The following is a 24,367-nucleotide window of genomic DNA, read 5'->3' as shown; positions in this document are numbered from 1 at the left end:
GCGCTTGGGGGGAGCGGTGATGCGCGTGCTGTTCAGCAGCCGAGCGAAGCACGACTACCTTTCCGACGCGTTGACCTTGCTAACTGGTTGGACGCGGGAAGGTGAACAGATCCGGCGGACGCTGGTGATCGACGATACCCAACACGCGGCCCTGACTGAACGGGTCAAGGTCGTGGCGGACGCTCTGCACCTGCGCCCCGAGATCAGCCGCCGGTCCGACAGCACCCTCATCCGGGTCGGGCACGGCAACGGTGAGCCACTGACCGAGGGTGAGGTCCTACTGGCCGCCCGCATCGAGGACGCCTACCGGGCGGTCACCGAGTCCTGACGAGCCACCCGGGCGCGGTGGCGCCGGTTTCCTAACCTGGGTCGCATGGCGAACATCGCGTACGACCGCAAGGAGCAGGTCCAGCAGATCGAGAGCGGGCTTCTCGACGGCGAGCAGATCATCGCCGTCTACGATGCCGTCGGCACCGGCACCGGGTTCATCGGGCTGACCGACCGGCGCGTGATCATCCAGGACCGCTCCTTCGTCGGCAAGCGGTATGCGATCACCAGCATCCCGTACTCGAAGATCACCAGCGTGAGCGTGGTCAGCAACAAGTCCTGGGGTGGGTCGTTCTTCTCCACCGGCGCGATCGCGATCCACGTCGGAACGCACACCTACGAGGTGGAGTTCCGCGGCGCGCAGAAGAGTCACCACGTACACAACGTGATCCTGCACCACATCTCCTGACCGCACGTCCTGCGCGGGCCCGGCGGGCATAAATGCCTTGCCGGGCCTCGGCGTGTCTGGTGTCCTCGGTTGGCAGCCCATGCGAAGGGAGCAGTGCCATGCCCAACACGACGAAGTCCCCCCGACCGAACGTCATCCGACTTGAGGAAACGAGGCTTCGTGAGCAGAACTGCTCTGCAGAGGACACGCGTCACTGAGCACAACCCCGGAGGCCGCTGATGTCGGTCTTCGACGATCCCGGCCTCTTCGGCCGGTTGTGGTCCGCCGGATACGACAGCCCCGGCAACCCCGACCCGGCCCCCGCCGTAGACTTCCTGGCCGAGCTGGCCGACGACGGGCCGGTCCTGGAACTGGCGATCGGCACCGGCCGGGTCGCGCTGCCACTGGCCGAGCGTGGCCTCAGCGTGCACGGCATCGAGGCGTCCGAGGAGATGCTGGCGCAGATGCGGGCCAAGCCCGGCGGCGACCAGATCCCAGCGGTCGTCGGTGACATGGCGGACGTGGGCGTGCCAGGCCCGTTCCGCCTGGCGTACCTGGTCTTCAACACGCTGTTCAACCTGGTGGACGCCGAGCGGCAGGCGGACCTGTTCCGCAACGTCGCCCGGGTGCTGTCGCCCGGCGGGGCGTTCGTCATCGAGACGTTCGTCCCCGACCCGCGCAGCTTCGACGCGGACGAGCAGGTGCAGGTCCGCGAGGTGACCGAGGACTCCGCGACGATCCGGCTGCACCGGTACGACCGACCGGCGCAGCGGTTCATCCGGCAGACCATCACCTTCGACGGGAACGGTGTGCACCTCAAGCCGTTCGCCATGCGGTACGCCTGGCCGCACCAGATCGACGAGATGGCGCGGCAAGCGGGCCTTGCGCTCACCGAGCGATACGCCGACTGGCAGCGGCGGCCGTTCACGGCGGACAGCCCGTCACACATCTCCGTCTACCGGGCGGAGTAGCGACGGTCGACTCGGGTTCCGCGCCTCCAGACGTGATCGCGGAACCCGAGTCGATCCCGACACCTGAACCGACCGCTTTCCGCGCTGGGCTGATTCTGCTGACAGCAGTCCCTGCTGGCCGATCGCGTCGATACCGTACATGTCGGTGTCGATGGCGCTGTTCCAGCGCAGCGCGTCGACCGCCCAGCTCCCCGCGGTGCTGGCCGCGAACGGCGCGATCACCGTGCTGGCGGTGCCCCTGGGCACCATGCTCGGCGGACCGCTGGTCGGTGCCATCGGGCCCCGACCGACGCTGCTCCTCTGCGCTACGGCGATCCTGGCGCTCGGCTGGCCACCGCAGGGCTCGCGATGCTGCGGCGGAGCGCGGGAGGCCCGGTCAGAATGCCGCGCCCGTCCAGCTCGCGGCTCTTGCAATCACAGTGCGAGCGCGAACCCGAGGCCGATCAGCACCGATGCGGCGGCGCCCGTCGCGAAGACCCGCCTGCTTCGAGGCCGCATTCCCCAGGTGTTGTCCCAGAACGGCACCCGCTTGCCGCGAATCTTGCCGCGCAGCCACCTCGCGCTGAGGAATAGCAACGTCCAGACCATGGCGGCACTGAGCGCACCGACCAGGCCGGAGGCCAGCGCTTCGCCAACAGGGGTGTGGGCGGCCAGCCGATAGGCGTCCGAGGAGCGCCGGTCTTTCCGGAGGATGGTGGGAACCTGGCCTGCCAGCACGAGGGCACACAGCGCTATCGGGGTGAGCCAGGGCTGCCGCATCGGCGGCGCGTCGAGGCGTGCCGAGTCCGCAAGGAGAAGCAGGATGATCGACCCGAATGGCAGCCAACTCAGCACGACGACCAGCGGCAGCCACGTCCCGGACATGACATCGGCCAGCATGACCATCAGGTCGTCACCGACGAGGATGCCGGCACCGAAGATCGCGAACCACAGCACCACATAGCCGAAGCCGAACCTTCGTAGATCCTGAGGCGACATGGTCGAGGAGTGTATTCAGCAGCGGTGACGCGCCAGCCTCAGACGGCGGGTCATCGATCCGCAAGGGAATCTGTACCGCCCGGACGACGGCCGTCGGCGACCGTCAGAGTCGGCGGGCGCGGAGGACACCGGTCAGTAGCGGCAGGGTGAAGTCACCCTCGGCGGTCTCGGCCCTCCCGGCGAGGAAATCGCGGATCCGGTCGAGTGTGGCAGTCCGGTCCGATTCCGGCATGACCAGCAACCCGGCCCGGGTGGCAAGCGTCGCGACCAGGGAGTTGGCGCTCCGGCGCTGCCCGTGGGGAAACTCGGCCTGCTCGGGCGCACCGAACCGGTCGGCAACCTCGCTGCTCGGGTTGAGCAGGTCTGCCGTCGCCGCACGCCAACTGCTCAACGTGTCACGCGGGCCGATGGCCGCGCTTCCGCTGACCCGTTCGAGGGCAGCAACCCAGTCGACCCGGTCGTCCAGGACGTTCCACAAACCGGCCAGGATGCCGCCGGGACTCAGGACCCGGGCGATCTCCGGCCCTGCGACGGCCATGTCGAACCAGTGCAGGGCGTTGCCGGCCAGCACCGCGTCGACGGACGTGTCCGGCAGGGGAATCGCCTCCGCGCTACCCGCGAGGGCCCGTACGGTCGGCAGCGCGCGGCCCAACTCGGTGAGCATCGCCGGGTCGGGCTCCACCGCCACGACGTCGACACCAAGCGCGATCAGCGTGGCGGACAGTTTGCCGGTGCCGGCGCCGAGGTCGAGGACTCGCGAGCCGGGCGCGAACTCGAGCGCCCACCGCGCCGCGGCCTGCGCGTAATCCGGGCGATGCCGGGCGTACGCGGACGCCTCCGAACCGAACGACGAGCTGAGCACCACCGGTACCACCGTCCTTCTGCTGCCCGTGTTCCACATCATCGCTCGGGATCCTGGATGTCGGGGTGTCCCGCCCGGCCGGACACCCCGATTTCTAAGAAGCCGGAGACGTGAAGCTGCCGTCGTCAGCAGCAGCGCGAGCCGACTCCGCTGGCTGCTGGCTCCTGCGTCTCGGCATCAATCGGTTCGCCGCAGCGACACTCTTCGTCGGTCGCCTTGGTGAGCGTGTCGGCGTCGGCCTTGACGGTGTAGACCTCCCAGCGCTCGTCACCCGGGCCGCGTACCCAGACCTTGTCCTGCAGGGCGTAGCAGCACTCGGTGTCGTTCTCCTCCAACGTGATCAGGCCGGAGTCGGTGAGGCGCCTGGTGGCGGCGGTGACGTCGTCCGTGCTGAACACCTCGACGCCCAGGTGGTCCAGCACGGTGGGCTGGTCGGCTTCGCCCTCGATGAGGACCAGCTTCAGCGGCGGGTTCTCGACGGCGAAGTTGGCGTAGCCGGGCCGGCGCTTGGCCGGGTCGACGCCGAACAGCTTCGAGTAGAACGCGACCGAGCCGTCGAGGTCGGACACGCACAGAGCGAGTTGGACACGGGACATGAAACACCTCCTGCTGGAGCGGACTGCTGTCTAGACGGATTTCGAATCAACCCCACCGTTGCACCCTGATTCGACGCCTGTCAAGCTAGACAAGTGTCGAAACAAAGTTTGCCAATCGTGGACCTGCAAGCGGTGGCCTGCTGCGCGCCGCTCGCGGTCCGCCCGATGGACGCCGAACAGGCGGCGGTCGTCGCGCCGATGTTCAAGGCCCTCGGCGACCCGGTCCGGCTGCGGTTGATGTCGATGATCGCCTCGGTGCCGGAGATCTGCGTGTGCGACCTGACCCCGGCGTTCGACCTGTCCGGGCCGACCATCTCCCACCACCTCAAGGTGCTGCGGGAGGCCGGTCTCGTCGACGCCGACCGTCGCGGCACATGGGTGTGGTACACGGTCAAACCCGAGGCGCTCCGTCAGCTCGGCGTGCTGCTCGACCTGCCCGCCACGACCGCTTCTCCCACCCGGTGAACCGAACCCTCAACCGCCGCGCCTCCGCCGAGTTCGCCGGCACCGCGCTCCTGGTCGCCGCCGTCGTCGGGTCCGGGATCGCCGCGGCTCGCCTCTCCCCCGGTGACGTCGGGCTCCAGTTGCTGGAGAACGCGATCGCCACCGCGTTCGCGCTGGGGTCACTCATCCTCATGTTCGGGCCGGTATCCGGGGCGCACTTCAACCCCGTCGTCTCCGCCGTCGACTGGTGGCTCGGCCGCCGCGCCGGCACCGGCCTGGCCGGCACCGATCTCGCCGCCTACACCGCCGCCCAGGTCACCGGCGCGGTCGCCGGATCCGTACTGGCGAACCTCATGTTCGACCTCCCGGCAGTCACCTGGTCACAGACCGACCGCACCGGCGAGAACCTGTGGCTGGCCGAGATGGTTGCCACCGCCGGTCTGGTCGTCCTGGTCTTCGCCCTCGCCCGTAGCGGCCGGACCGCCACCGCGCCCGCAGCCGTCGGCGCCTACATCGGTGCGGCCTACTGGTTCACCTCGTCCACGTCGTTCGCGAACCCCGCCGTCACCATCGGCCGGGCCTTCACGGACACCTTCGCCGGCATCGCGCCCACCTCGCTGCCCGGCTTCGTGGTCGCCCAGTTCGTCGGCGGCCTGGTCGGCGTCGCCGCGCTCGCCGCCTGGTACCCCCACGCCGCAGACGCCGCCGACGATGTCCTCGTACCCCACCTCCCCCAGGAGCCAAAAGCCCGATGAGCGACAAGCCCAGCGTCCTGTTCGTCTGCGTGCACAACGCCGGCCGCTCGCAGATGGCGGCCGGCTGGCTCCGCCACCTCGGCGGCGACACCGTCGAGGTCCGCAGCGCCGGCAGCGAACCCGCCGAGACGATCAACCCGGTCGCCGTCGACGCCATGCGCGAGGTCGGCATCGACATCACCGACCAGACCCCGGTCCGGCTCACCTGGGACGCCGCCGAAGCCAGCGACGTCATCGTCACCATGGGCTGCGGCGACGCCTGCCCCGTCTTCCCCGGCACACGCTACGAGGACTGGAAACTCACCGATCCGGCCGGGCAATCCATCGACGTCGTCCGTGAGGTCCGCGACGACATCAAGGGTCGCGTCACCGCACTGCTGCGGGAGTTGCGGCGCTGACGCCACACATCCTCACTCGTTGGCGGTCGGCCGTCGTCGACGATTCTGGGACACGGGTGGAGGTAACCGGAGTTCAGTCTTTCCGGCGGAACTCGATCAGGTCGCAACTGTCCGGGTCGCCTTCGAACCGGCACAGCCAGGGTTTCCGGGACCGGGCTTAACTGTCGTCGGTGAATACCGACGTGCCGCCGCTCAGCCTGTCCCAGGCTGAGCGGCGGGTACTGGAGATCCAGACCAAGCTGCACCGATGGACCCGCGAGGATCCTTATCGCAGGTTCGATGACCTCTACAACCTCGTCGCAGACCCGGCCTTCCTGATGGTGGGTTGGGAACGGGTACGGGGAAACAAGGGAGCCGGCACGGCCGGGGCGGACGGGCGCACCGCGTTGTCCATCACGGTCGGCCAGGGGGTGGAGGAGTTTCTCGACGAGCTGCGGGCACAGATCAAACAGCGCAGCTTCCGCCCGTTGCCAGTGAAGGAACGGATGATCCCGAAAGCGAACGGCAAGCTGCGTCGTCTGGGGATCCCGACCATCGCCGACCGGGTGGTCCAGGCATCCCTGAAACTGGTGTTGGAACCGATCTTCGAGGCGGACTTCCACCCGTGTTCCTACGGGTTCCGTCCCGAACGCCGGGCCCATGACGCGATCGCCGAGACGCGTCTGCTCACGTCCAAGCGCTACGAATGGATCGTGGAGGGCGACATCACGGCGTGCTTCGACGAGATCTCGCACCCGGCGCTGATGGACCGGGTGCGGCAACGGATCTCCGACAAGCGCGTCCTGGCATTGGTGAAAGCGTTCCTCAAGGCCGGGATCCTCGGTCAGGAGGGAACGCTGCGGGACAACGACACCGGCACCCCACAAGGAGGGATCCTGTCCCCGTTGCTGGCCAACATCGCGTTGTCGGTGCTGGACCAGCACATCGCCGGGCATCCGAGCGAGGGCGTGACCCTGCCGCGAGCACGCCGCGCCGAGGCGGCGATGGAGCTACCCACCCCTGCGCAGGTTCGAGCCCTGCTGGACGCCGCTGCCCCCGGTTCGTGGCCTTCATCGCCCTGGCCGCGTTCGCTGGGCTGCGTCTCGGCGAGACATCCGGCGTGCAGGTGACCGACGTCAACTTCCTCGGTCACAGCCTCCGGGTGAAGCGACAGGTCCAACGTGGCCCAGGCGGCACGGTGGTGATCTCACCACCGAAGTACGGCAGCGAACGAACCGTATTCCTCGCGCCGGCACTGGTCGAGGTCCTCTCGCGGCACGTCGCCAAGCACCGAGAGGGCACGGACCCCCGGCGCTGGCTCTTCGAGGGCAAGCCCGGCGACCCGCCGCACCAGAACACCGTCGGCTACTGGTGGCGCAAGACCTGCCGAGACGCCGGGGTTACCGGCTTCACGCTGCACGACCTACGTCACTACTACGCGTCCGGCCTCATCGCGCAGGGCTGTGACGTCGTAACCGTCCAGCGGGCGCTCGGCCACGCCAGCGCCACCGTGACCCTGAAGACCTACAGCCCTCTGTGGCCGACCGCCGAGGATCGGACCCGCAAGGCGACGGCCGCTCTGATGACCGAAACGCTGGGTCGCGCCGAACGGTCTGCGGACTCCCTGCGGACCAAGGAGGCGTGACATAGCCCGTGACCTGCACGAACGTGGCCCACTTAGACGTTGAAGCGGAACTCCACGACGTCGCCGTCCTGCATGACGTACTCCTTGCCTTCGATGCGGACCTTGCCCGCCGCCTTGGCCGCTGCCATCGATCCGGCCGCGACCAGGTCGCCGTAGGAGACCACCTCGGCCTTGATGAAACCGCGCTGGAAGTCGCTGTGGATGACACCTGCGGCCTCCGGCGCGGTCGCGCCGACCGGGACGGTCCAGGCCCGGGCTTCCTTGGGGCCGGCCGTGAGGTACGTCTGAAGCCCGAGCGTGCGGAAGCCGACGCGGACGAGTTGGTTGAGGCCGGGCTCGTTCTGCCCGATCGACTCCAGCAGCTCGCGGGCCTCCTCCTCGGGCAGATCCACCAGCTCGGATTCGATCTTGGCGTCCATGAAGACGGCCTCGGCGGGGGCGACCAGGGCACGCAGTTCGTCGAGGAACGACTCGTTGGCCAGTTCGGCCTCGTCCACGTTGAAGACGTACAGGAAGGGCTTGGTGGTGAGCAGGTGCAGCTCGCGCAGGTGCTCCAGCTCGATCTTTGCGGCGGCGGCCCCGGAGTAGAGGGTGGTGCCGCCGTCGAGCACCTCGATCGCGGCCTTTGCGGCGGCGACCGCTGCGGCCCGGTCCTTGCGGAGCTTGGCCTCCTTCTCCAACCGGGGCAGCGCCTTGTCCAGGGTCTGCAGGTCGGCGAGGATCAGCTCGGTGTTGATCGTCTCGATGTCGTCGGCCGGCGACACCTTGCCGTCGACGTGCACCACGTTCGGGTCGGAGAACGCCCGGACCACCTGGCAGATCGCGGAGGCGTCGCGGATGTTGGCCAGGAAGGCGTTGCCCCGACCCTGCCCCTTCGACGCGCCCCGCACCAGGCCCGCGATGTCGACGAACGACACCGGAGCCGGCAGCACCTTCTGCGAGGAGAAGATCTCGGCCAGCTTGCCCAGCCGCTCGTCGGGCAGCCCGACCACGCCGACGTTGGGCTCGATGGTGGCGAACGGGTAGTTCGCCGCCAGCACGTCGTTCTTGGTCAACGCGTTGAAAAGCGTGCTCTTGCCGACGTTGGGCAGGCCGACGATGCCGATGGTGAGACTCACGACGAGCCAGCTTACGCCGGTGCCGGACGGGCCGGTCCAGGCGGCTCCGATTCCACCGGGTCGGACTCCGCCCCTGGTCGTGCACAGGCACGTCTGCCGAGGTGGCAGACGTGCAGTTCCACATCATGGTCGACGGCCCGTTGACGGCGGCGGAGCTGGCGTTCGAGGATCGGGTTTGACCGGCGCTCAACGAAGCAGGCGGGGCGCGATGACCGACTCCCGCACCGACCAGCTCGTGCATCAACGGTCGGCGCTGGCCCTCGCTGTCGTAGTGCACGCCGTTGCCGTACGGCAGCCAGCCCAACGCCTCGGTGTAGCCCCGCAGCCGGGGGCCGAAGCTGTCGGTGGCACCGCCCACGTGCCAGCAGATCGAGCCGGCGGAGACGCCCGCCAACACCACGCCAGCCTGCCAGCACTCGTGCAGGATCTCGTCGAGCCCGTGCACCCGCCAGACCGCGACGAGGTTGGCGACGCTGCCGCCGCCGACCCAGATCACGTCCTGGGCGAGCAGGTGGGCGCGGACGTCGTCGACGTTCGGCATCGGGAACAGCGCGAGGTGGGACAGACGGAACCGCGTGTCGGCGAACGCTTCCGTAGACGGCCGTGAACGAGGTGGGCTGGTCGCCGACGGCCTGCCCGAGGTAGCCAGATCCGCGGTTGTGAACCGGCCTCGGCCAACTCGGCGGCCAGTTCGAAGACCGGGCCGGGACGCGGGTCGGCCGGCCCTCGGTCGCCTCGGAAGAAACCCATGCTGGTGGCGAGGATGGTGGGTTCACTGGCGGGCACGGGAGATCCTTCCGTCGGCGCGGTCCGCCGTCCCATCCTGCCGCAGTCGATCATCGCTGGCGTGGCGTTGGCGGGGAATGTGGGCGGACTGCGCGCTGCTCGGGTCGACGGTGCTCGACCCGCCGGGAGGGATCGCCTGCGCATCGTGCCGGCGCCTCGCCGCAGTGGCCCCGGCGCGAGGCTCGATCTCGCCGGACGGCAGGTCGTCGAACGGCCGCTCAGTCGCGGGCAGTTGAGCGGCAGCGGCGCGGGGCAGGGTGAACCGGTCCGCGGCTGCCGGGCCGGCGGAGACCGACTCGCGCAGCATCCAGCGCACCTCGTCGGCCGTCCAGCCCAGCCCCGGGCGGGCGGCGACCTCCCCGATCAGCCGCCGGCCGACGCTCGTGTCGTCGTCGTAGAAGCGCATGCACCAGTGATGCGTCCACATGCCGAGCGCCCGCAGACCAGCGTCGTCGAGCGACCGGACCAGCCGACCGCAGGCGGTGTCGGCGAACGGCTCCGCCTCGTCGGCGGACCGGTCCCGCTCGATGGCGCCGACCGCGGCTGGCGCGACGGCCCGCATCCGGCGGTAGAAGGACTGCGCCACCGCGCGGGGCAACGGAGGGAACGAGCCCTGTGTCGACGCCGCCACCCAACCCGCCACGCTCGCCATCGCCGCCCCCCTTCTTGAGTTGGTGGCGGACGTTACCCGGCGGGACCGACACTTCCGGGCCGAAATCCCCCACCCCGCCCTCTTCCCCCTGGTGATCAAGAGGCCTGCGTCACGGGGCACGGTGTGTCGTGACGCAAACCTCTTGATCACCACGCGGGGAGGGACTGGGTGGGGTGGGAGGGTTGTTGGGTTTCAGCAGTGGTGGGACCGGTGCAGCAGGGGAAGGAGGGGGGTTGGGATGGGCAGCGCTTTGGCTCGGGTGCCTGATTCGCTCGTGGGGCAGATCGTCACACCCGGCGACCGCCGGTACGCGCAGCTGCGCTCGACGTACACGACGACGGCCTCGCCGGCCGCCGTCCTGCTGCCGAAGACCACCGCGCAGGTGATCGACGCGATCCGGTACGCGCGGGAACAGCGACTGCCGATCGCGGTGCGCAGCGGCGGGCACGGCCTCTCCGGAGCCTCCTCCAACAACGGCGGCGTCGTCATCGACCTCTCCATGCTCAACCGGGTGCAGGTGCTCGACCAGCGGGCCGGCCTGGTCCGGATCGAGGCCGGCGCACGCTGGGCGAACGTCGCGAAGGCGCTGGCTCCGTACGGCCTGGTGATCAGTTCGGGCGATTACGGCGGTGTCGGCGTGGGCGGGCTGGCCACGGGCGGCGGCGTCGGCTGGCTGGTACGCGCCCACGGCCTGACCATCGACCGCGTCCGCGCGGTGGAGGTGGTGCTCGCGGACGGAACGCTGGTACGCGCCGACGCGGAACATGAACCCGAGCTGTTCTGGCTGGTCCGGGGCGCCGGGGCGGGGGCCGGTGTCGTGGTGGCGTTCGAGATCGAGGCCGCCGAACAGCGCAACGTCGGCGTGACGCAGCTGGTCGTCGAGGCGCACCCGGACGGCCGTACCGTCCGGGAGTGGGCGAGGTACCTCGCGCAGGCACCCCGGGAGCTGTCCGCCGCCGCCGTGCTCTTCGCCGAGGGCCGCTCGGCGCTCATGTCCGTCACCGCGGTGGTGGCCGCGGAGAGCCTGCGCCGCGTCCGCCCGGTGGTGGAGCCACTGCTCGCCATCGGGAAGGTGCTCGAACACCGGAGCGACCTGCGGCCGTACCCGACACTGGTGCCGACCGCGCACCTGCGCCCGAACGTCGGACAGCAGCGGGGTACGACCACCAACGGCCTGTTCACCGAGCTCGACGAGGCCGGCGCGCGGGCCGTGACACGGGCGGCGACCGGCCCGGGGCGGGCGGTCGTCCAGCTCCGCTCCATGGGCGGGGCGGTCAACGGCGTCGCGGCCGACGCGACGGCCTACGCCCACCGGCACCAGAACACCCTGGTCATCGCCTCGACGTTCCCCCCGCTGGGTGGCGCGGCGTTGGACACCGCCTGGCGGGCGGTCGGCGGGCGCGCCGACGGCGAGTACGTCAACTTCGAGAGCCAACCGGGCCCGGCGGCATTCGCCCGGATCTACCCGGGCGAGACCGGCGCACGGGTACGTCGGCTGTGGAAGCGGTACGACCCGGACGGCGTGTTCCGCTCGCCCCTGCTGGCCGGCCAGTCCTCCCGGTCGGGGCAGTCCAACCGGTCCGGCCAGCGGTCCGGCCAACCCGCCCGCTCAGGACAGCGGTCCGGCCAGCCGCACCGGCGTCGTCGCTGAGCGGTGCCCGGCCCTGAGGCGGCCCGGCAGCCCTGCACACTCAGGTCCGATTCCCGCCAGCCGAGGGCCGGACCAGCGGGGCATCATCGGTGACGTGGAGATGGACTTCGAGCGGTGCTACCGGGCGGTGGACAGTCGTGACCAGCGGTTCGACGGCTGGTTCTACACCGGGGTCACGTCGACCGGGATCTACTGCCGGCCGTCCTGCCCGGCGGTCACCCCCAAGCGGCAGAACGTCCGGTTCTTTCCGTCGGCCGCCGCCGCTCAGAGCGCCGGGTTGCGTGCCTGCCGCCGCTGCCAACCGGACGCCGCGCCCGGCTCGCCCCAGTGGGACGTCCGCGCCGACGTGGTGGGCCGGGCGATACGGCTGATCGCCGACGGGGTGGTCGACCGGGACGGCGTACCGGGGCTGGCCGCCCGCCTGGGCTACACCGAACGGCACCTGCACCGGATGTTGCGCGCCGAGATGGGTGCCGGGCCACTCGCGCTGGCCCGGGCCCAGCGGGCGCAGACCGCCCGGATCCTGATCGAGACGACCGGCCTGGGGATGGCCGAGATCGCGTTCGCCGCCGGGTTCGGCAGCGTGCGGCAGTTCAACGACACGGTCCGCGAGGTGTACGCGAGCGCTCCCTCCGAACTGCGGACGGCTCGTGGCCGACACCTGGCGGCGGTCGGGGCGGGGACGATCACGCTGCGGCTGGCGTACCGTCCGCCGATGCACGCCCGCGCGTTGCTGGACTTCCTCGCGGTGCGCGCGCTGCCCGGGGTGGAGGAGGTACGCGACGGGACGTACCACCGGGGGTTGCGGTTGCCGCACGGCCCCGGCCAGGTGGCCCTGACCCCGGCGGACGGGCACGTCTCGGCGACGCTGCGCCTGACCGACCTGCGCGACCTGGCGCCGGCGGTGGCCCGCTGCCGACGTCTGCTCGATCTGGACGCGGACCCGGAGGCCGTCGACGCCACGCTGGCGGCGGACCCGGCCCTGGCCCCGACGGTGGCCGCCGAGCCGGGCATCCGCGTCCCCCGCGCGGTCGACAGCTTCGAGATGGCCGTCCGCGCGATCGTGGGCCAGCAGGTCTCGGTGACGAGCGCGAGAACAACACTCACCCGCCTGCTGGCCACCCGCGTCGATCATGAAGTTGTTGCGCCCGACGACGGCGTGTCGCGCCAGCAACATCATGATCAACGGGGTGACCTGCGGGGGTTCCTCACGCCTGAGGAGGTTTTGGAGATTTCGGATGGTGCTTTTGGGATGCCGGTGCGGCGGCGGGAGACCATTCGCGGGCTCGCCCGTGCCGTCCTGGACGGCACTGTGGACCTGGCGCCGGGGGGTGACCGCGAGGAGACCATACGGCGACTGTTGGCGCTGCCCGGGATCGGCCCGTGGACCGCCAACTACCTCGCCATGCGCGCCCTCGGCGACCCGGACGTCCTCCTCGACAGCGACCTCGCGATCCGCCGGGGCGCGGCAGCGCTCGGCCTCCCCGACACGACCCTCGACGCGCACGCCGAACGGTGGCGCCCCTGGCGGTCCTACGCCACGATCAGACTCTGGAGAGCGGCATGAGCATCGACAGCACCGTCCTGACCACCCCGACCGGTCCACTGAGCATCCTCGCCGACGGCGACGGTCAGGTCCTGGCTGCCGGTTTCACCCCGGACTCCGAGGCTCTGCTGCCCCTGATCCACCCGACCCTGCGGGCGCCGGTCCGGCAACGCGCCGACCTCGGGCCGACCACCGTGGCCGTCCGGGCCTACCTGGACGGGGACCTCACCGCCATCGACACGGTGCCGGTACGGCAGCACAGCGGAGGCGAGTTCATGGCGTACGCCTGGCAGGTGTTGCGGGACGTGCCGCCGGGCGCCCCGGTCACCTACACCGGGTACGCGGCGCTGGCCGGCCGGCCACCGGCGGTGCGGGCCGCGGCGGCCGCCTGCGCGCGCAACGCCGCAGCGCTCTTCGTGCCCTGCCACCGGGTGCTGCGTACCGACGGGAGCCTCGGCGGCTACCGCTGGGGGCTGGACGTGAAGAAGTGGCTTCTCGGTCATGAGCGGCGGTTGACGGCAAGCTGACAACTACATCGGCACCCAATGACGCTACCGTCGGGTAGTGCCTGTGGAGAGCGACGGCGACCGGGCCGCCCCGGTCGCCGCGGGCCGCCACCCCGTGCACAACCTCTGGCGGCTGCGCCGCTACCTGCGCCCATACGCCACCGAGTTCGCCTGGTTGCTGGTCGCGGGGCTGGCCGGCACGGCCGCCGGGATCGCCGTACCCCTGGTGGTGCAGCGGGTGGTGGACGGGCCGGTGGCCCGCCACGACCCCGCCGGTCTGCTCCAGCTCGGCGGCCTGGCGCTGCTGCTCGGCGTGGTCGAGGCGGTGCTCATCTTCATCCGCCGGTGGGTGCAGTCGTCCTCGTCGGTGGGCATGGAGGCGGCGCTGCGCGCCGACGTCTACGCGCACCTGCAACGGCTGCCGGCCAGTTTCCACGACCGCTGGCAGTCCGGCCAACTGCTCTCCCGGATCACCAGCGACCTGTCGGTGATCCGCCGCTTCCTGTCGTTCGGTGTCTTCTTCCTGGTGCTCAACCTGACCACGTACGTGGTGGTGGTGCTGCTGCTGATCCACCTGCACGCGGCACTCGGGCTGCTGGTCGCGGCCAGCGCCGTGCCACTGCTGCTGATCACCCGCCGGTTCGGTCGGCACTACCACACCGCGTCCCGACGGATGCAGGATCAGCAGGGCGACGTGGCGACCCTGGTCGAGGAGACCGCGCAGGGCCTGCGCACCATGAAGGCGTACGGGCGGGGGCCCGAACTGGCCGCCCGCTTCGCCGACGGGGCCCGCACGCTGCACGACACCGGCGTGGGCAAGGGCCGACTGCTGGCGAACACGGCGGCACTGCTCGACCTCGTGCCCAACCTGACCCTGGGCGTGGTGCTGGTGGCCGGAGCGGCCGCCGCCGCGCGGGGCGTGCTCACCATCGGGGAGCTGGTGGCGTTCGCCAGCCTCCAACTGATGCTCATCTGGCCGGTGCAGTCGCTGGGCTGGATCATCGCCAACGGCCAGGAGGCGGCCACGGCGGCGGACCGTGTCCAGGAGGTGCTGGACACTCCGCCGAAGATCGTGGACGCTCCCGACGCGCTGGCGTTGACCCGCGACGCGGTGCAGGGTCGCCTCCGCTTCGAGCGGGTCGCCTTCCGCTACCCGGGCGCCGCCACAGGCGTCCTGCACGAGATCGACCTGACCATCGAGCCGGGCGAGACGCTCGCCCTGGTCGGGGCCACCGGGTGCGGCAAGAGCACGCTGCTCTCCCTGGTGCCCCGGCTGCACGAGGTGACCGGCGGCCGGATCACCCTCGACGGGCACGACCTGCGCGAACTGCGACTGGCCTCGCTGCGCCGACTGGTCGGGGTGGCGTTCGAGGAACCCACTCTCTTCTCCATGTCGGTGTGGGAGAACCTCACCCTGGGCCGCCCGGACGCCGACGACGACGAGGTCCGCGCGGCCCTCGCGCTGGCGCAGGCCGACTTCGCGTACGACCTGCCGTGGGGTCTGGCCACCCGGGTGGGTGAGCAGGGGTTGTCCCTCTCCGGCGGCCAGCGGCAACGGTTGGCGCTGGCGCGCGGGCGGTGCTCGGTCGCCCGGCGCTGCTGATGCTCGACGACCCGCTGTCCGCCCTCGACGTGCACACCGAGGCGCTGGTCGAGGGGGCGCTGCGGCAGGTGCTGCGTGCCAGCACCGCGCTCCTGGTGGTGCACCGGCCGTCGACGATCGCGCTGGCCGACCGGGTGGCCCTGCTCGACGGTGGACGGATCGCCGCGATCGGCCGGCACTCGGAGTTGCTCGCCACCGTGCCCGCCTACCGCGCGTTGCTCGCCGCCGAGCCACCTCCCGCGCAACCAGCCCCCGCGCCACCGGCCCCCACGCCGCAGCCACCACCCGCGCAACCGGCCCCCACGCCGCAGCCGCCACCCGTGCAACCGGCCGCCGCCCACGCGGCCGGGACCGAACCCGGGCGCACCGGGCCGACGGGGCCCGGCGCGTCCACCTCGGACGGTTGGGGGTTGGTGCGCTCGTGACGTCCCCGGAGCAGGTCGACCCGCCTTCCGAGAAGGAGCCGGAGCTGACCCGCTGGCGGGGGACGGCCACCGACCCGGAGGCCGACCGGAGTCGGGCCGAGGAGAGCACCCCGGAGGCGGTCGCCCGGCTGCGCCGGCACAGCCGGGCCCTGCTGGCCGACCTGCTGCGCCCGCACCGGGGGCGACTCGCCGCAGCGGTCGGCCTGCTGCTGGCGCAGAACGCCGCCGCGATGGCCGGCCCGTACCTGGTCATGGTCGGCATCGACCGGGCCATCGCCCCGCTGCGCGCCGGGGATGCCACCCCGCTGGTCGCCGTCGCCGGGGCGTTCGCCGTCGCCACCGTGACGGAGTACGCGGCCCGTCGCGGCTTCCTCACCCTCTCCGCCCGCATCGGCCAGGCCGTCCTGCTGGACCTGCGGCAGCGGGTCTTCGGGCACTTCCTGCGGCTGTCGGTGGGGTTCCACGAGCGGTACACGTCGGGCCGGATGGTGTCCCGCCTCACCAGCGACCTGGACTCCATCGCCGAGCTGGTCGACGGTGGGATCGACAGCCTGGTGCTGGCCGCGCTGTCGATCCTGTCGGTGGCCGCCATCCTGCTCTGGCTGGACCTACCGTTGGCCGCGGTGACGCTGCTCGCGTTCCCGTTCCTGTTCTGGCTCTCACGCTGGTTCGCACGGGCGTCGGCCACCGCCTACCGACGGACCAGAGAGGCCGTCGCGCTGGTCATCGTGCACTTCGTGGAGTCGATGCGGGGCATCCGCGCGGTGCAGACGTTCCGCCGCGAGCCCCGCAACCAGCGGATCTTCGTGGCGCTCGGGGACGACTACCGGCGTGCCAGCCTGGACGCCTTCCGGCTGATCGCCACGTACTCGCCGGCGATCAAGTTGGTCGGCAACCTCACCGTCGCGGTCGTGCTCTGCTACGGCGGATGGCGGGTGCTCGGCGGACGGACCGAGGTCGGGGTGCTCGCCGCGTTCCTGCTCTACCTGCGGCGCTTCTTCGAGCCGATGCAGGAGCTGAGCCAGTTCTACAACTCGTTGCAGTCGGCGACGGCGGCGCTGGAGAAGCTGGCCGGGGTGCTCGACGAGCGGCCCGCCGTCGCCGAACCGGCCCGGCCGGTGCCGCTGCCGCGCGGCCCCGGTCACGGCGAGCTGACCTTCCGGGGCGTCTCGTTCGGCTACCGCGCCGACACGCCCATCCTCGCGGGGCTCGACCTGAGGGTGCCGGCCGGGCAGACGGTCGCGCTGATCGGGCCGACCGGCGCGGGCAAGTCGACGATCGCCAAGCTCGTGGCCCGGTTCCACGACCCGGACGCCGGCACGGTCCTACTGGACGGGATCGACCTGCGCGCGGTGTGCGACGCCGACCTGCGCCGCGCCGTGGTGCTCGTGACCCAGGAGAACCACCTGTTCAGCGGCACCGTCGCCGAGAACATCCGGTTCGGGCGGCCGGGCGCCGACGACGCCGAGGTGCGGGCCGCCGCCCAGGCGATCGGCGCGCACGAGTTCATCGTCGCGCTGCCCGACGGGTACGCCACGCAGGTGCACCGGCGCGGCGGCCGGCTCTCCGCGGGGCAGCGGCAACTTGTCGCGTTCGCCCGGGCGTTCCTGGCCGATCCCACCGTGCTGATCCTCGACGAGGCGACGTCGTCGCTGGACGTGCCGACGGAACGGCTGGTGCAGCGGGCGCTCGGCACCATCCTGCGGGACCGGACGGCGCTGGTGATCGCACACCGCCTCTCCACTGTGGAGACGGCCGACCGGGTGCTCGTCCTCGACGACGGGCAGGTCGTCGAGGACGGCCCGCCGGCCGTGCTGGTCGGGTCCGGCGGCCGGTACGCGGCCCTGCACCGGCAGTGGCGCGACTCGCTCGTGTAGAACCGGCGATACGCAACTCCGTGGCTCGGCACCCTGCTGATGCCTACGATCGGCAGATGACCGATACGGCGAGGACGGCCCGCGCCGGCGTTCCCGAGCGTCCCAGTCTGGACGGGCTCGAGGAGCGCTGGGCGCAGCGCTGGCAGGAGGAGGGCACGTACACGTTCGACCGCGCGAAGGCGACCGTTCCGGGTCGCGGTGCGGCGTCAGACGCGCCGAGCCGGAATGGTCGTAGCAAGGACGTGTACGCGATCGACACGCCGCCGCCGACCGTATCGGGCGAGCTGCACATGGGGCACGTCTTCTCGTACACGCACACCGACACCGTCGCCCGCTACCAGCGGATGCGCGGCAAAACCGTCTTCTACCCGATGGGCTGGGACGACAACGGGCTGCCCACCGAACGTCGCGTGCAGAACGTCTACGGGGTGCGCTGCGACCCGGCGTTGGCGTACGACCCGGTGTGGCGGCCACCGGCCACCCCGGTGGACGACGCCGCCCGCCGCGACCCGACGCCGATCTCGCGGCGCAACTTCATCGAGCTGTGCGGGCGGCTGACGGTCGCCGACGAGCAGGTCTTCGAGGCCCTCTGGCGGCGGCTCGGGCTCTCGGTGGACTGGTCCCTGACGTACACGACGATCGGCCGGGTGGCCCGCGCCACCAGCCAGCGGGCGTTCGTGCGCAACCTGCGCCGGGGTGAGGCGTACCAGGCGGAGGCGCCAACGCTGTGGGACGTCGGCTTCGCCACCGCGGTCGCCCAAGCCGAACTGGAGGACCGGGACCGCCCCGGTGCCTACCACCGGCTGCGGTTCGCCGGGCCCGGTGGGCGCGAGGTGCTCATCGACACCACCCGGCCGGAGCTGCTGCCGGCCTGCGTCGCGCTGGTCTGCCACCCCGACGACGAGCGGTACGCCGACCTGGTGGGCGCGACCGTGCGCAGCCCGCTGTTCGACGTCGAGTTGCCGGTGCGCGCCCATCCGCTCGCCGATCCCGCGAAGGGCACCGGCGTGGCGATGGTCTGCACGTTCGGCGACCTCGCCGACGTGACCTGGTGGCGGGATCTCGACCTCGACACCCGGGTGGTCGTCGGCCGCGACGGCCGGCTGGTTCCGGAGCCGCCGGCCGGGGTGCCCGCGGGGCCGTACGCGGCGCTGGCCGGGCAGACCGTCAACGGCGCCCGACTGGAGATCGTCGAGATGCTGGCCGACGCGGGTGACCTGGTCGGCGAGCCGCGTCCGGTCACCCATCCGGTGAAGTTCTACGAACGCGGTGACCGGCCACTGGAGATCGTCTCGACCCGCCAGTGGTACCTGCGCAACGGCGGACGCGACGCCGACCTGCGGGCGACGCTGCTGGCCCGGGGCGCGGAGCTGCACTGGGTGCCGGCGCACATGAAGCACCGCTACGACAACTGGGTGGGCGGCCTGACCGGCGACTGGCTGGTCAGCAGGCAGCGCTTCTTCGGGGTGCCGGTGCCGGTGTGGTACCGGCTCGACGACACTGGCGAGCCGGACTGGTCCCACCCTCTCACGCCGGACGAGTCGGCGTTGCCGGTCGACCCGTCCAGCGATCCGGCGCCCGGTTTCGACGAGTCGCAGCGCGGCCGGCCGGGCGGCTTCATCGGCGACCCGGATGTGCTGGACACCTGGGCGACGTCGTCGCTGACCCCGCAGATCGTCGGCGGCTGGGAGACCGACCCCGACCTGTTCGCGCGGGTCTTCCCGATGGATCTCCGCCCGCAGGGACAGGAGATCATCCGGACCTGGCTGTTCGACAGCGTGGTCCGGTCGCACTTCGAGCACGGGGTGCTGCCCTGGCGGGACACCGTGCTGTCGGGCTGGATCCTCGACCCGGACCACAAGAAGATGGCCAAGTCCAAGGGGAACGTGGTCACCCCGCTCGCGCTGCTGGAGCAGCACGGCTCGGACGCGGTGCGCTACTGGGCGGCCAGCGGCAAGCCCGGCATGGACCTGGCCTTCGATCCGGCGCAGATCAAGGTGGGCCGCCGGCTGGCCACCAAACTGCTCAACGCGTCGAAGTTCGCGCTCGGCCTGGGCGCCGCGGACGCGCTGCGCGCCCCGTACGACAACTCCAGCTCGGCGCGTCTGACGCCACGCCGCGACCTGGAGCTGTCGGCCACCGCCCCGCTCGACCGGGCCATGCTCGCCGAACTGGGCACGGTGGTGAGCGCCGCGAGCACGGCCTTCGACGGGTACGACCACACGGCCGCCCTGCAGGCCACCGAGGCGTTCTTCTGGCGGTTCTGCGACGACTACATCGAGTTGGTCAAGGAACGGGCGTACGGCACCGGAGCGGCGGCCGACTCGGCCCGGGCGGCGCTGGCCTCGGCACTGTCGGTGCAGTTGCGGCTGTTCGCTCCCGTGCTGCCGTACGTCACCGAGGAGATCTGGTCGTGGTGGCGGTACGGGTCGGTGCACCGTGCGCCCTGGCCGACCACCTACGAGGTGGCCCGCACCATCGAGGGAACGGGCGAGCCCGCGCTGCTGCGGCTGGCCGGCGACGCGCTGGGTCAGGTGCGGCGGGCCAAGTCGGAGCGGAAACTGTCGATGAAGGCGGAGGTGCCGCTGGCCGAGGCGCTGGGCCCGGCGGCTCTGTTGGAGCGGCTCACCCTGGTCGCCGACGACCTGCGGGCGGCCGGACGGATCGGCAAGCTCGACCTCTTGCCGGACCGCACCCCGGAACTCGTGATCGCCTGCGCCTTCTGATGACGGGGTCCGCCGCCGCCCACCCCCCTCAGGCGGCGGACCGGCCCTCCCAGCCCGTCTCCAATTGGATCACCCGGACGTGGATCAGTTGCAGGGTCACACCGAGCAGCGCGCCGGTGAGCGCCAGCAGCGCCACCGCGCGGTGCAGACCACGGGCCAGCGGGTGGGCGGGCCGCCAGCCGTACGTGCCGGCGACCGCCAGGCAGGGCAGCGCCACCAGCAGTGGCCAGCCCTTCCCCATCGCCCCGAACATCAACAGCGCGCCCACCACGAACGCCAGCGTTCCGACGCAGGCGACGACGTAACCGGCGAAGGCACGACCGCCCCCGCGCGCCAGCAGTGGCCCGCCGCTGGCCGCGATCAACGCGGCCGGGATCAGGATGAAGCCGGCCCACCAGTGGAACCGGCCGCTGCCCTGGGCGGCCGTCGCAACCGTCGCGGACGCCAACCCGGCGACGGCCAGGCTGGTCAGCCAGGGCCGGCTGCTCCGGGAGTACTGGTCAGCCAATGGTCTGCGCTCCGCTTCGACACCCACGTCCACCAGCCTGGGCCCTGGTCCCGGTCCGGTCCATCCGGCCAGCCCTACCCGTCGCCGGAGGGTTGGCCGGACCCGTACCGCCGTCAGCTCGTCTCGCCGGCCACGCTGAACGAACGCAGGCGGTCGATCGCCAGCACGGTGAAGCCGACACTCACCAGCGCGGTCATCACGGCGGCGACGGGCACCGACACGCTGGCCTCCAGCAGCCCGCTCGGGGCGAGCCGGTCGGCGAGGGCGATCACGTACTGCTGGATGGAGAGCACCTTCGTGCCGCTGACGAAGTTGCCCAGCAACCCCTCCCAGATCAGCACGTAGACGAGACCGAGCAGCACCGGACGACGGGTGACGAGGCTGAGCGCGAGGAACAGCGCCGAGTACGCCAGCGCGCCGAGCGCGGACGCGGCGGCGAGCGCCAGTCCGAGGCGTACCGAATCGGCCAGCACGCCCGCGACGTAGAGCGGCACCGCGACGGTGGCCGCGCTGACCCCGGCGGCGACCGCAAGCTTCGGCAGCACGATCTGCCAGCGCGGCAGCGGCTTGGTGAGGAGGTGCACCACCGTGCCGTCGTCGATCTCCGCGCCCAGCACGCCCGTGCCGATGATCAGGGCCACCACCGGCAGTACCACCGCCAGGCCGAGGCCGACCAGCACCGGCGGGCCCCACTCGCGCGGGTCCACGCCCAGCGAACGGCAGAGGACGGCCAGGCCGAGCAGCACCAGCGGCAGGGGAAGTAGCAGCAGGAACCGACGCCGGCCGAACAGGCCACGCGCGGTGATCCAGGTAATGGTCGACATCTCAGGCCTCCACCAGGTAGGAGAAGACGCTCTCCAGGGACTCGTCGGACGGCACCAGCTGACGCACCCGGATGCCCTTGCGCAGGGCGATCCGGGACAGCGCCCGGGTGAAGGCGCCGTAGTCGCCGGCGCGCACGGTCAGGCCGGTACGGTCCAGCTCGACGCCGCTGACCGACGGCTCGGCGATCAGGGCGACGGCAAGCGCCCGGTCATCGGTGGAGCGCACCGCGAAGACATGCGGCCGGTTGGTCATGAGCCGACGGATGGTCCGGAAGTCGCCGGAGGCGGCCAACCGGCCCGCCACCATCACCTGCACCGTGCCGGAGACCTGCTCGACCTCCTCCAGGATGTGCGAGCTGAACAGGATCGTCCGACCGGAGTCGCCCAGCTTGTGCAGCAGCTCCATCATGTGCAGCCGCTGGCGCGGGTCCATCCCGTTGAATGGCTCGTCGAGGAGCAACACCTGCGGGTCGTGCACCAGCGCGGCGGCCACCCGCGCACGCTGTCGCATGCCCTTGGAGTACGTGCCGATCCGGCGGTCCTGCGCCGACTCCAACTCCACCAGGTCGATGGCCCGTCGGGCCGCCGCCGCCGGATCGGCCAGCCGGTGCAACTTGGCGCTGGCGAGCACGAACTCGTACGCGGTGAGGAAGCTCTGCACCGCCTCCCGCTCGCTGACCAGGCCCAGCCGACGGTAGACGTCGGGGTTGCGCCAGGTCGGCTCGTCGTCGAGGGTCACCGTGCCCCGCGACGGAGAGAGGAATCCGGCCATCATGTGCAGCAGCGTGGTCTTGCCGGCGCCGTTCGGGCCGAGCAGACCGGTCACCCCGGGGCCGAGGGTCATGCTGATGTCGTTGACGGCCACCACGTTGCCGTACCACCGGGACACCCCGGTCAGGCTCAGCGTGCTGCTCATCAGGAGGCGACCTTCCGGTAGCGGGCCAGCAGGAGGGCGGTCGCGCCGGCGACCAGCAGCACCGCGACCAGGGCGTAGACCGGGCCGAACCGACCGATCGACGGGCCGCCCTGGTCGTCGGAGACCAGCAGGTCACCGAGCGACCAGATGCCCACCCCCTGCACCAGGGTGGAGGGCGAGGCCAGCCCCGCCAGCTCGTTCGCCGCACGCGACGGCAGGATGCTCAGCACGCCCACGATCGGGGTGGTCATCAGGAAGACCGCGACCACGCCACCGGCGGCGAACGCGCGCTTGCCGGTCAGCGACGCGACCAGCAGGCCGACCGAGGCGAAGACCACCGCCCACAACCCGGCGTAGAGCAGCCCGGGGAGCAGGTCGAGCAGCTCGTTCCAGACGCCACGCAGCCCGTCCTTGGTGGTGAACGCGGCACCCAGGAACATCACCAGTTGCGGCCCACCGAGCAGCAGCCAGAGGCCGGTTACCAGCGCCAGCAACTTGGCGAGGGCGTAGTCGGACCGCGGCAGCGGGCGGGAGAAGTACAGCGGCAGCACACCACTGCGCAGGTCTCGGGAGACCAACTCCGGCGCGGCCACCGCCACGAAGAACAGGACCAGCCAGCTCATCGCGTCGGCGAACTGGGCGTACGTGGCGACCGGCTCACCGAGCTGGCTGCGTACGGCGGCCAGGGCCACCGCGACCAGGGTGACGATGCCGATCACCAGCCACGGGAAGATCTTGGCCTTGGCGCTGCGACCGAACCCGAAGATGGCGCGCAGACCGTGCAGGTAGAGCGCGCCGAAGACGTGCCGGCGGCCCAGTCGAGAACCCTCGTAGCGCTGGTAGCCGATGTCGTGGATGACGCCGGTGGGCGTGGACCGCACGGCGGATGACGGCTCAGGCATGGGTGAGCTCCCTCGTGGCGAAGAGTTCGGCCACCCGGTGCCGGCGCTGGTCCAGCCGGTGCAGCGGCAGGTCCAGTTCGGCGACCGCGCCGAGGATCAGGTCGTAGGTGCTGTCGTCGGCGAGCGGTACGAGCAGCAGTCGGCCGTCGCGCGCCACCGGCAGGTCGAGCGCGGTGAGTCGGGCGGCCAACTCCTCGGTGCCCTCGCTGACCTCGACGGCCAGCACGTCGGTGGCCGTCGTCATCGCGGAGATGTGGTCCGCGCGCAGCAGGCGACCGCCGTCGATGGCGATCAGCGTGTCGCAGATGCGCTCCACCTCACCCAGCAGATGCGAGCAGACCAGTACGGAGATGCCGAACTCGGTGCCGATCCGGTGCACCAGCGCCAGCATGGCGTCCCGCCCGGCCGGGTCCAGACCGTTGGTCGGCTCGTCCAGCAGCAGCAGGTCGGGGTCGTGGACCAGCGCCTGGGCCAGCTTGACCCGCTGCTTCATGCCCGTGGAGTAGCCGCCGACCGGCCGGTAGCGCTCCTCGTAGAGCCCGACGTGGCGCAGCGCCTCGGAGGCGCGCTCGCGGGCCACGGTGCGTGGCAGGCCGCTCATCCGACCGAGGTGGGTGACCAGCTCGGCGGCGGACAGGTCCGGTGGGAGGCAGTCGTGCTCGGGCATGTAGCCGACGCGGGCGCGAACCGCCGCCGATTCGGTGGTCGGGTCGATGCCGAGCACCGAGACCTGACCACTGGTCGGGGCGATCAGCCCGAGCAGAATCTTGATCAAGGTGGATTTTCCGGCGCCGTTCGCCCCCACCAGGCCAATGATCCCGGGCTCGACGGCGACGGTGAGGTCGGTGAGCGCGGTGACCCGACCTCCGTACGTCTTGGTGAGCGACTGGGTCGCGATCAGTGTCACAGGGCCAGCGTAGGGAGTCGATGCCCCGGGCGACACCGGCGCGCCCCCGGCGCTCCCCTGAAACTCGTCGCGGCGCA

22 protein-coding genes and 3 pseudogenes are annotated in these 24,367 nt (G+C 71.3%); 14 read left to right on the top strand and 11 right to left on the bottom strand.

Annotation, left to right across the window (positions count from 1 at the left end):
* The first annotated feature begins 19 nt into the window (after window positions 1–19).
* From ACLQ24_RS05805 to ACLQ24_RS05795, 3 genes are all read left to right on the top strand, one after another.
* Window positions 20–328 (top strand): 4a-hydroxytetrahydrobiopterin dehydratase, encoded by a 309-nt coding sequence (locus ACLQ24_RS05805; protein ID WP_355248457.1) that lies wholly within the window; start codon window positions 20–22, stop codon window positions 326–328.
* Between the two features lie 45 nt (window positions 329–373).
* Window positions 374–736 (top strand): PH domain-containing protein, encoded by a 363-nt coding sequence (locus tag ACLQ24_RS05800; RefSeq protein ID WP_355050625.1) that lies wholly within the window; start codon window positions 374–376, stop codon window positions 734–736.
* Between the two features lie 218 nt (window positions 737–954).
* Complete coding sequence (locus ACLQ24_RS05795; protein ID WP_425889397.1) at window positions 955–1,686, top strand: class I SAM-dependent methyltransferase; 732 nt, start codon at window positions 955–957, stop codon at window positions 1,684–1,686.
* A 414-nt stretch (window positions 1,687–2,100) separates the two neighbouring features.
* On the opposite strand, the gene ACLQ24_RS05790 is transcribed toward ACLQ24_RS05795, so the two are convergent.
* The 3 genes from ACLQ24_RS05790 to ACLQ24_RS05780 all read right to left on the bottom strand — a co-directional run bounded on the left by ACLQ24_RS05790 (window position 2,101) and on the right by ACLQ24_RS05780 (window position 4,122).
* The gene (locus ACLQ24_RS05790; RefSeq protein ID WP_425889395.1) at window positions 2,101–2,625 is read right to left on the bottom strand and encodes a hypothetical protein; all 525 of its coding nucleotides are present in this window, start codon (window positions 2,623–2,625) and stop codon (window positions 2,101–2,103) included.
* Window positions 2,626–2,767: 142 nt separating this feature from the next.
* Window positions 2,768–3,568 (bottom strand): class I SAM-dependent methyltransferase, encoded by an 801-nt coding sequence (locus ACLQ24_RS05785; protein WP_425889393.1) that lies wholly within the window; start codon window positions 3,566–3,568, stop codon window positions 2,768–2,770.
* 83 nt (window positions 3,569–3,651) lie between these two features.
* The gene (locus ACLQ24_RS05780; protein WP_425889392.1) at window positions 3,652–4,122 is read right to left on the bottom strand and encodes an ArsI/CadI family heavy metal resistance metalloenzyme; all 471 of its coding nucleotides are present in this window, start codon (window positions 4,120–4,122) and stop codon (window positions 3,652–3,654) included.
* Between the two features lie 93 nt (window positions 4,123–4,215).
* Between ACLQ24_RS05780 and ACLQ24_RS05775 the strand changes: the two genes are divergently transcribed.
* The 5 genes from ACLQ24_RS05775 to ACLQ24_RS05755 all read left to right on the top strand — a co-directional run bounded on the left by ACLQ24_RS05775 (window position 4,216) and on the right by ACLQ24_RS05755 (window position 7,343).
* Window positions 4,216–4,587 (top strand): ArsR/SmtB family transcription factor, encoded by a 372-nt coding sequence (locus ACLQ24_RS05775; protein WP_425889390.1) that lies wholly within the window; start codon window positions 4,216–4,218, stop codon window positions 4,585–4,587.
* On the top strand, window positions 4,584–5,321 hold the full coding sequence (locus tag ACLQ24_RS05770; protein WP_425889388.1) for an aquaporin: 738 nt from the start codon (window positions 4,584–4,586) through the stop codon (window positions 5,319–5,321). Before ACLQ24_RS05775 ends, ACLQ24_RS05770 begins: the two co-directional genes overlap by 4 nt.
* Window positions 5,318–5,719, top strand: a complete 402-nt coding sequence (locus ACLQ24_RS05765) for an arsenate reductase ArsC (RefSeq protein WP_425889386.1) — start codon at window positions 5,318–5,320, stop codon at window positions 5,717–5,719. The genes ACLQ24_RS05770 and ACLQ24_RS05765 overlap by 4 nt, the downstream gene beginning before the upstream one ends.
* A 182-nt stretch (window positions 5,720–5,901) precedes the next feature.
* On the top strand, window positions 5,902–6,828 hold the full coding sequence (locus ACLQ24_RS05760; RefSeq protein WP_425889384.1) for a reverse transcriptase domain-containing protein: 927 nt from the start codon (window positions 5,902–5,904) through the stop codon (window positions 6,826–6,828).
* Window positions 6,762–7,343, top strand: coding sequence for a site-specific integrase (locus ACLQ24_RS05755; protein ID WP_425889382.1), 582 nt, complete (start codon window positions 6,762–6,764; stop codon window positions 7,341–7,343). Before ACLQ24_RS05760 ends, ACLQ24_RS05755 begins: the two co-directional genes overlap by 67 nt.
* A gap of 32 nt (window positions 7,344–7,375) precedes the next feature.
* Here the strand turns inward: ACLQ24_RS05755 and ychF are convergent, their stop codons facing one another.
* From ychF to ACLQ24_RS05740, 3 genes and pseudogenes are all read right to left on the bottom strand, one after another.
* Window positions 7,376–8,461: a redox-regulated ATPase YchF gene (gene ychF / locus ACLQ24_RS05750; RefSeq protein ID WP_425889380.1), complete on the bottom strand. Its 1,086-nt coding sequence runs from the start codon at window positions 8,459–8,461 to the stop codon at window positions 7,376–7,378.
* A 217-nt stretch (window positions 8,462–8,678) separates the two neighbouring features.
* Window positions 8,679–9,247 (bottom strand): annotated as a pseudogene (locus ACLQ24_RS05745) (Type 1 glutamine amidotransferase-like domain-containing protein); the annotation flags it as partial.
* 226 nt (window positions 9,248–9,473) lie between these two features.
* Window positions 9,474–9,899: pseudogene (locus ACLQ24_RS05740) on the bottom strand (hypothetical protein); the annotation flags it as partial.
* Window positions 9,900–10,137: 238 nt separating this feature from the next.
* Here ACLQ24_RS05740 and ACLQ24_RS05735 point away from each other — a divergent pair.
* The 6 genes and pseudogenes from ACLQ24_RS05735 to valS all read left to right on the top strand — a co-directional run bounded on the left by ACLQ24_RS05735 (window position 10,138) and on the right by valS (window position 20,233).
* Complete coding sequence (locus ACLQ24_RS05735; RefSeq protein ID WP_425889378.1) at window positions 10,138–11,550, top strand: FAD-binding oxidoreductase; 1,413 nt, start codon at window positions 10,138–10,140, stop codon at window positions 11,548–11,550.
* A gap of 94 nt (window positions 11,551–11,644) precedes the next feature.
* The gene (locus ACLQ24_RS05730) at window positions 11,645–13,117 is read left to right on the top strand and encodes a DNA-3-methyladenine glycosylase 2 family protein (RefSeq protein ID WP_425889376.1); all 1,473 of its coding nucleotides are present in this window, start codon (window positions 11,645–11,647) and stop codon (window positions 13,115–13,117) included.
* A complete protein-coding gene (locus ACLQ24_RS05725) occupies window positions 13,114–13,623 on the top strand; it encodes a methylated-DNA--[protein]-cysteine S-methyltransferase (protein WP_425889374.1) in 510 nt (169 codons plus the stop codon). The genes ACLQ24_RS05730 and ACLQ24_RS05725 overlap by 4 nt, the downstream gene beginning before the upstream one ends.
* Window positions 13,624–13,660: 37 nt before the next feature.
* A pseudogene (locus ACLQ24_RS05720) lies at window positions 13,661–15,465 on the top strand (ABC transporter ATP-binding protein); the annotation flags it as partial.
* 161 nt (window positions 15,466–15,626) lie between these two features.
* Window positions 15,627–17,507 (top strand): ABC transporter ATP-binding protein, encoded by a 1,881-nt coding sequence (locus ACLQ24_RS05715; RefSeq protein WP_425889372.1) that lies wholly within the window; start codon window positions 15,627–15,629, stop codon window positions 17,505–17,507.
* 56 nt (window positions 17,508–17,563) lie between these two features.
* Window positions 17,564–20,233, top strand: coding sequence for a valine--tRNA ligase (gene valS, locus ACLQ24_RS05710; protein ID WP_425889370.1), 2,670 nt, complete (start codon window positions 17,564–17,566; stop codon window positions 20,231–20,233).
* Between the two features lie 28 nt (window positions 20,234–20,261).
* Here valS and ACLQ24_RS05705 read toward each other — a convergent pair whose 3' ends face one another.
* The 5 genes from ACLQ24_RS05705 to ACLQ24_RS05685 all read right to left on the bottom strand — a co-directional run bounded on the left by ACLQ24_RS05705 (window position 20,262) and on the right by ACLQ24_RS05685 (window position 24,290).
* The gene (locus ACLQ24_RS05705; RefSeq protein ID WP_425889368.1) at window positions 20,262–20,768 is read right to left on the bottom strand and encodes a hypothetical protein; all 507 of its coding nucleotides are present in this window, start codon (window positions 20,766–20,768) and stop codon (window positions 20,262–20,264) included.
* Between the two features lie 86 nt (window positions 20,769–20,854).
* On the bottom strand, window positions 20,855–21,565 hold the full coding sequence (locus tag ACLQ24_RS05700; RefSeq protein WP_425889367.1) for an ABC transporter permease subunit: 711 nt from the start codon (window positions 21,563–21,565) through the stop codon (window positions 20,855–20,857).
* 1 nt (window position 21,566) lies between these two features.
* Complete coding sequence (locus tag ACLQ24_RS05695) at window positions 21,567–22,481, bottom strand: ABC transporter ATP-binding protein (RefSeq protein WP_425889365.1); 915 nt, start codon at window positions 22,479–22,481, stop codon at window positions 21,567–21,569.
* On the bottom strand, window positions 22,481–23,383 hold the full coding sequence (locus ACLQ24_RS05690) for an ABC transporter permease (RefSeq protein ID WP_425889363.1): 903 nt from the start codon (window positions 23,381–23,383) through the stop codon (window positions 22,481–22,483). The genes ACLQ24_RS05695 and ACLQ24_RS05690 overlap by 1 nt, the downstream gene beginning before the upstream one ends.
* Window positions 23,376–24,290 (bottom strand): ABC transporter ATP-binding protein, encoded by a 915-nt coding sequence (locus ACLQ24_RS05685; protein WP_425889361.1) that lies wholly within the window; start codon window positions 24,288–24,290, stop codon window positions 23,376–23,378. The genes ACLQ24_RS05690 and ACLQ24_RS05685 overlap by 8 nt, the downstream gene beginning before the upstream one ends.
* Window positions 24,291–24,367 lie beyond the last annotated feature (77 nt).

It is taken from the genome of Micromonospora sp. DT4, assembly GCF_049841675.1.
In the GTDB taxonomy this organism is placed as follows: Bacteria; Actinomycetota; Actinomycetes; order Mycobacteriales; family Micromonosporaceae; genus Micromonospora.
This window is presented reverse-complemented; position numbering and strand designations above follow the sequence as displayed.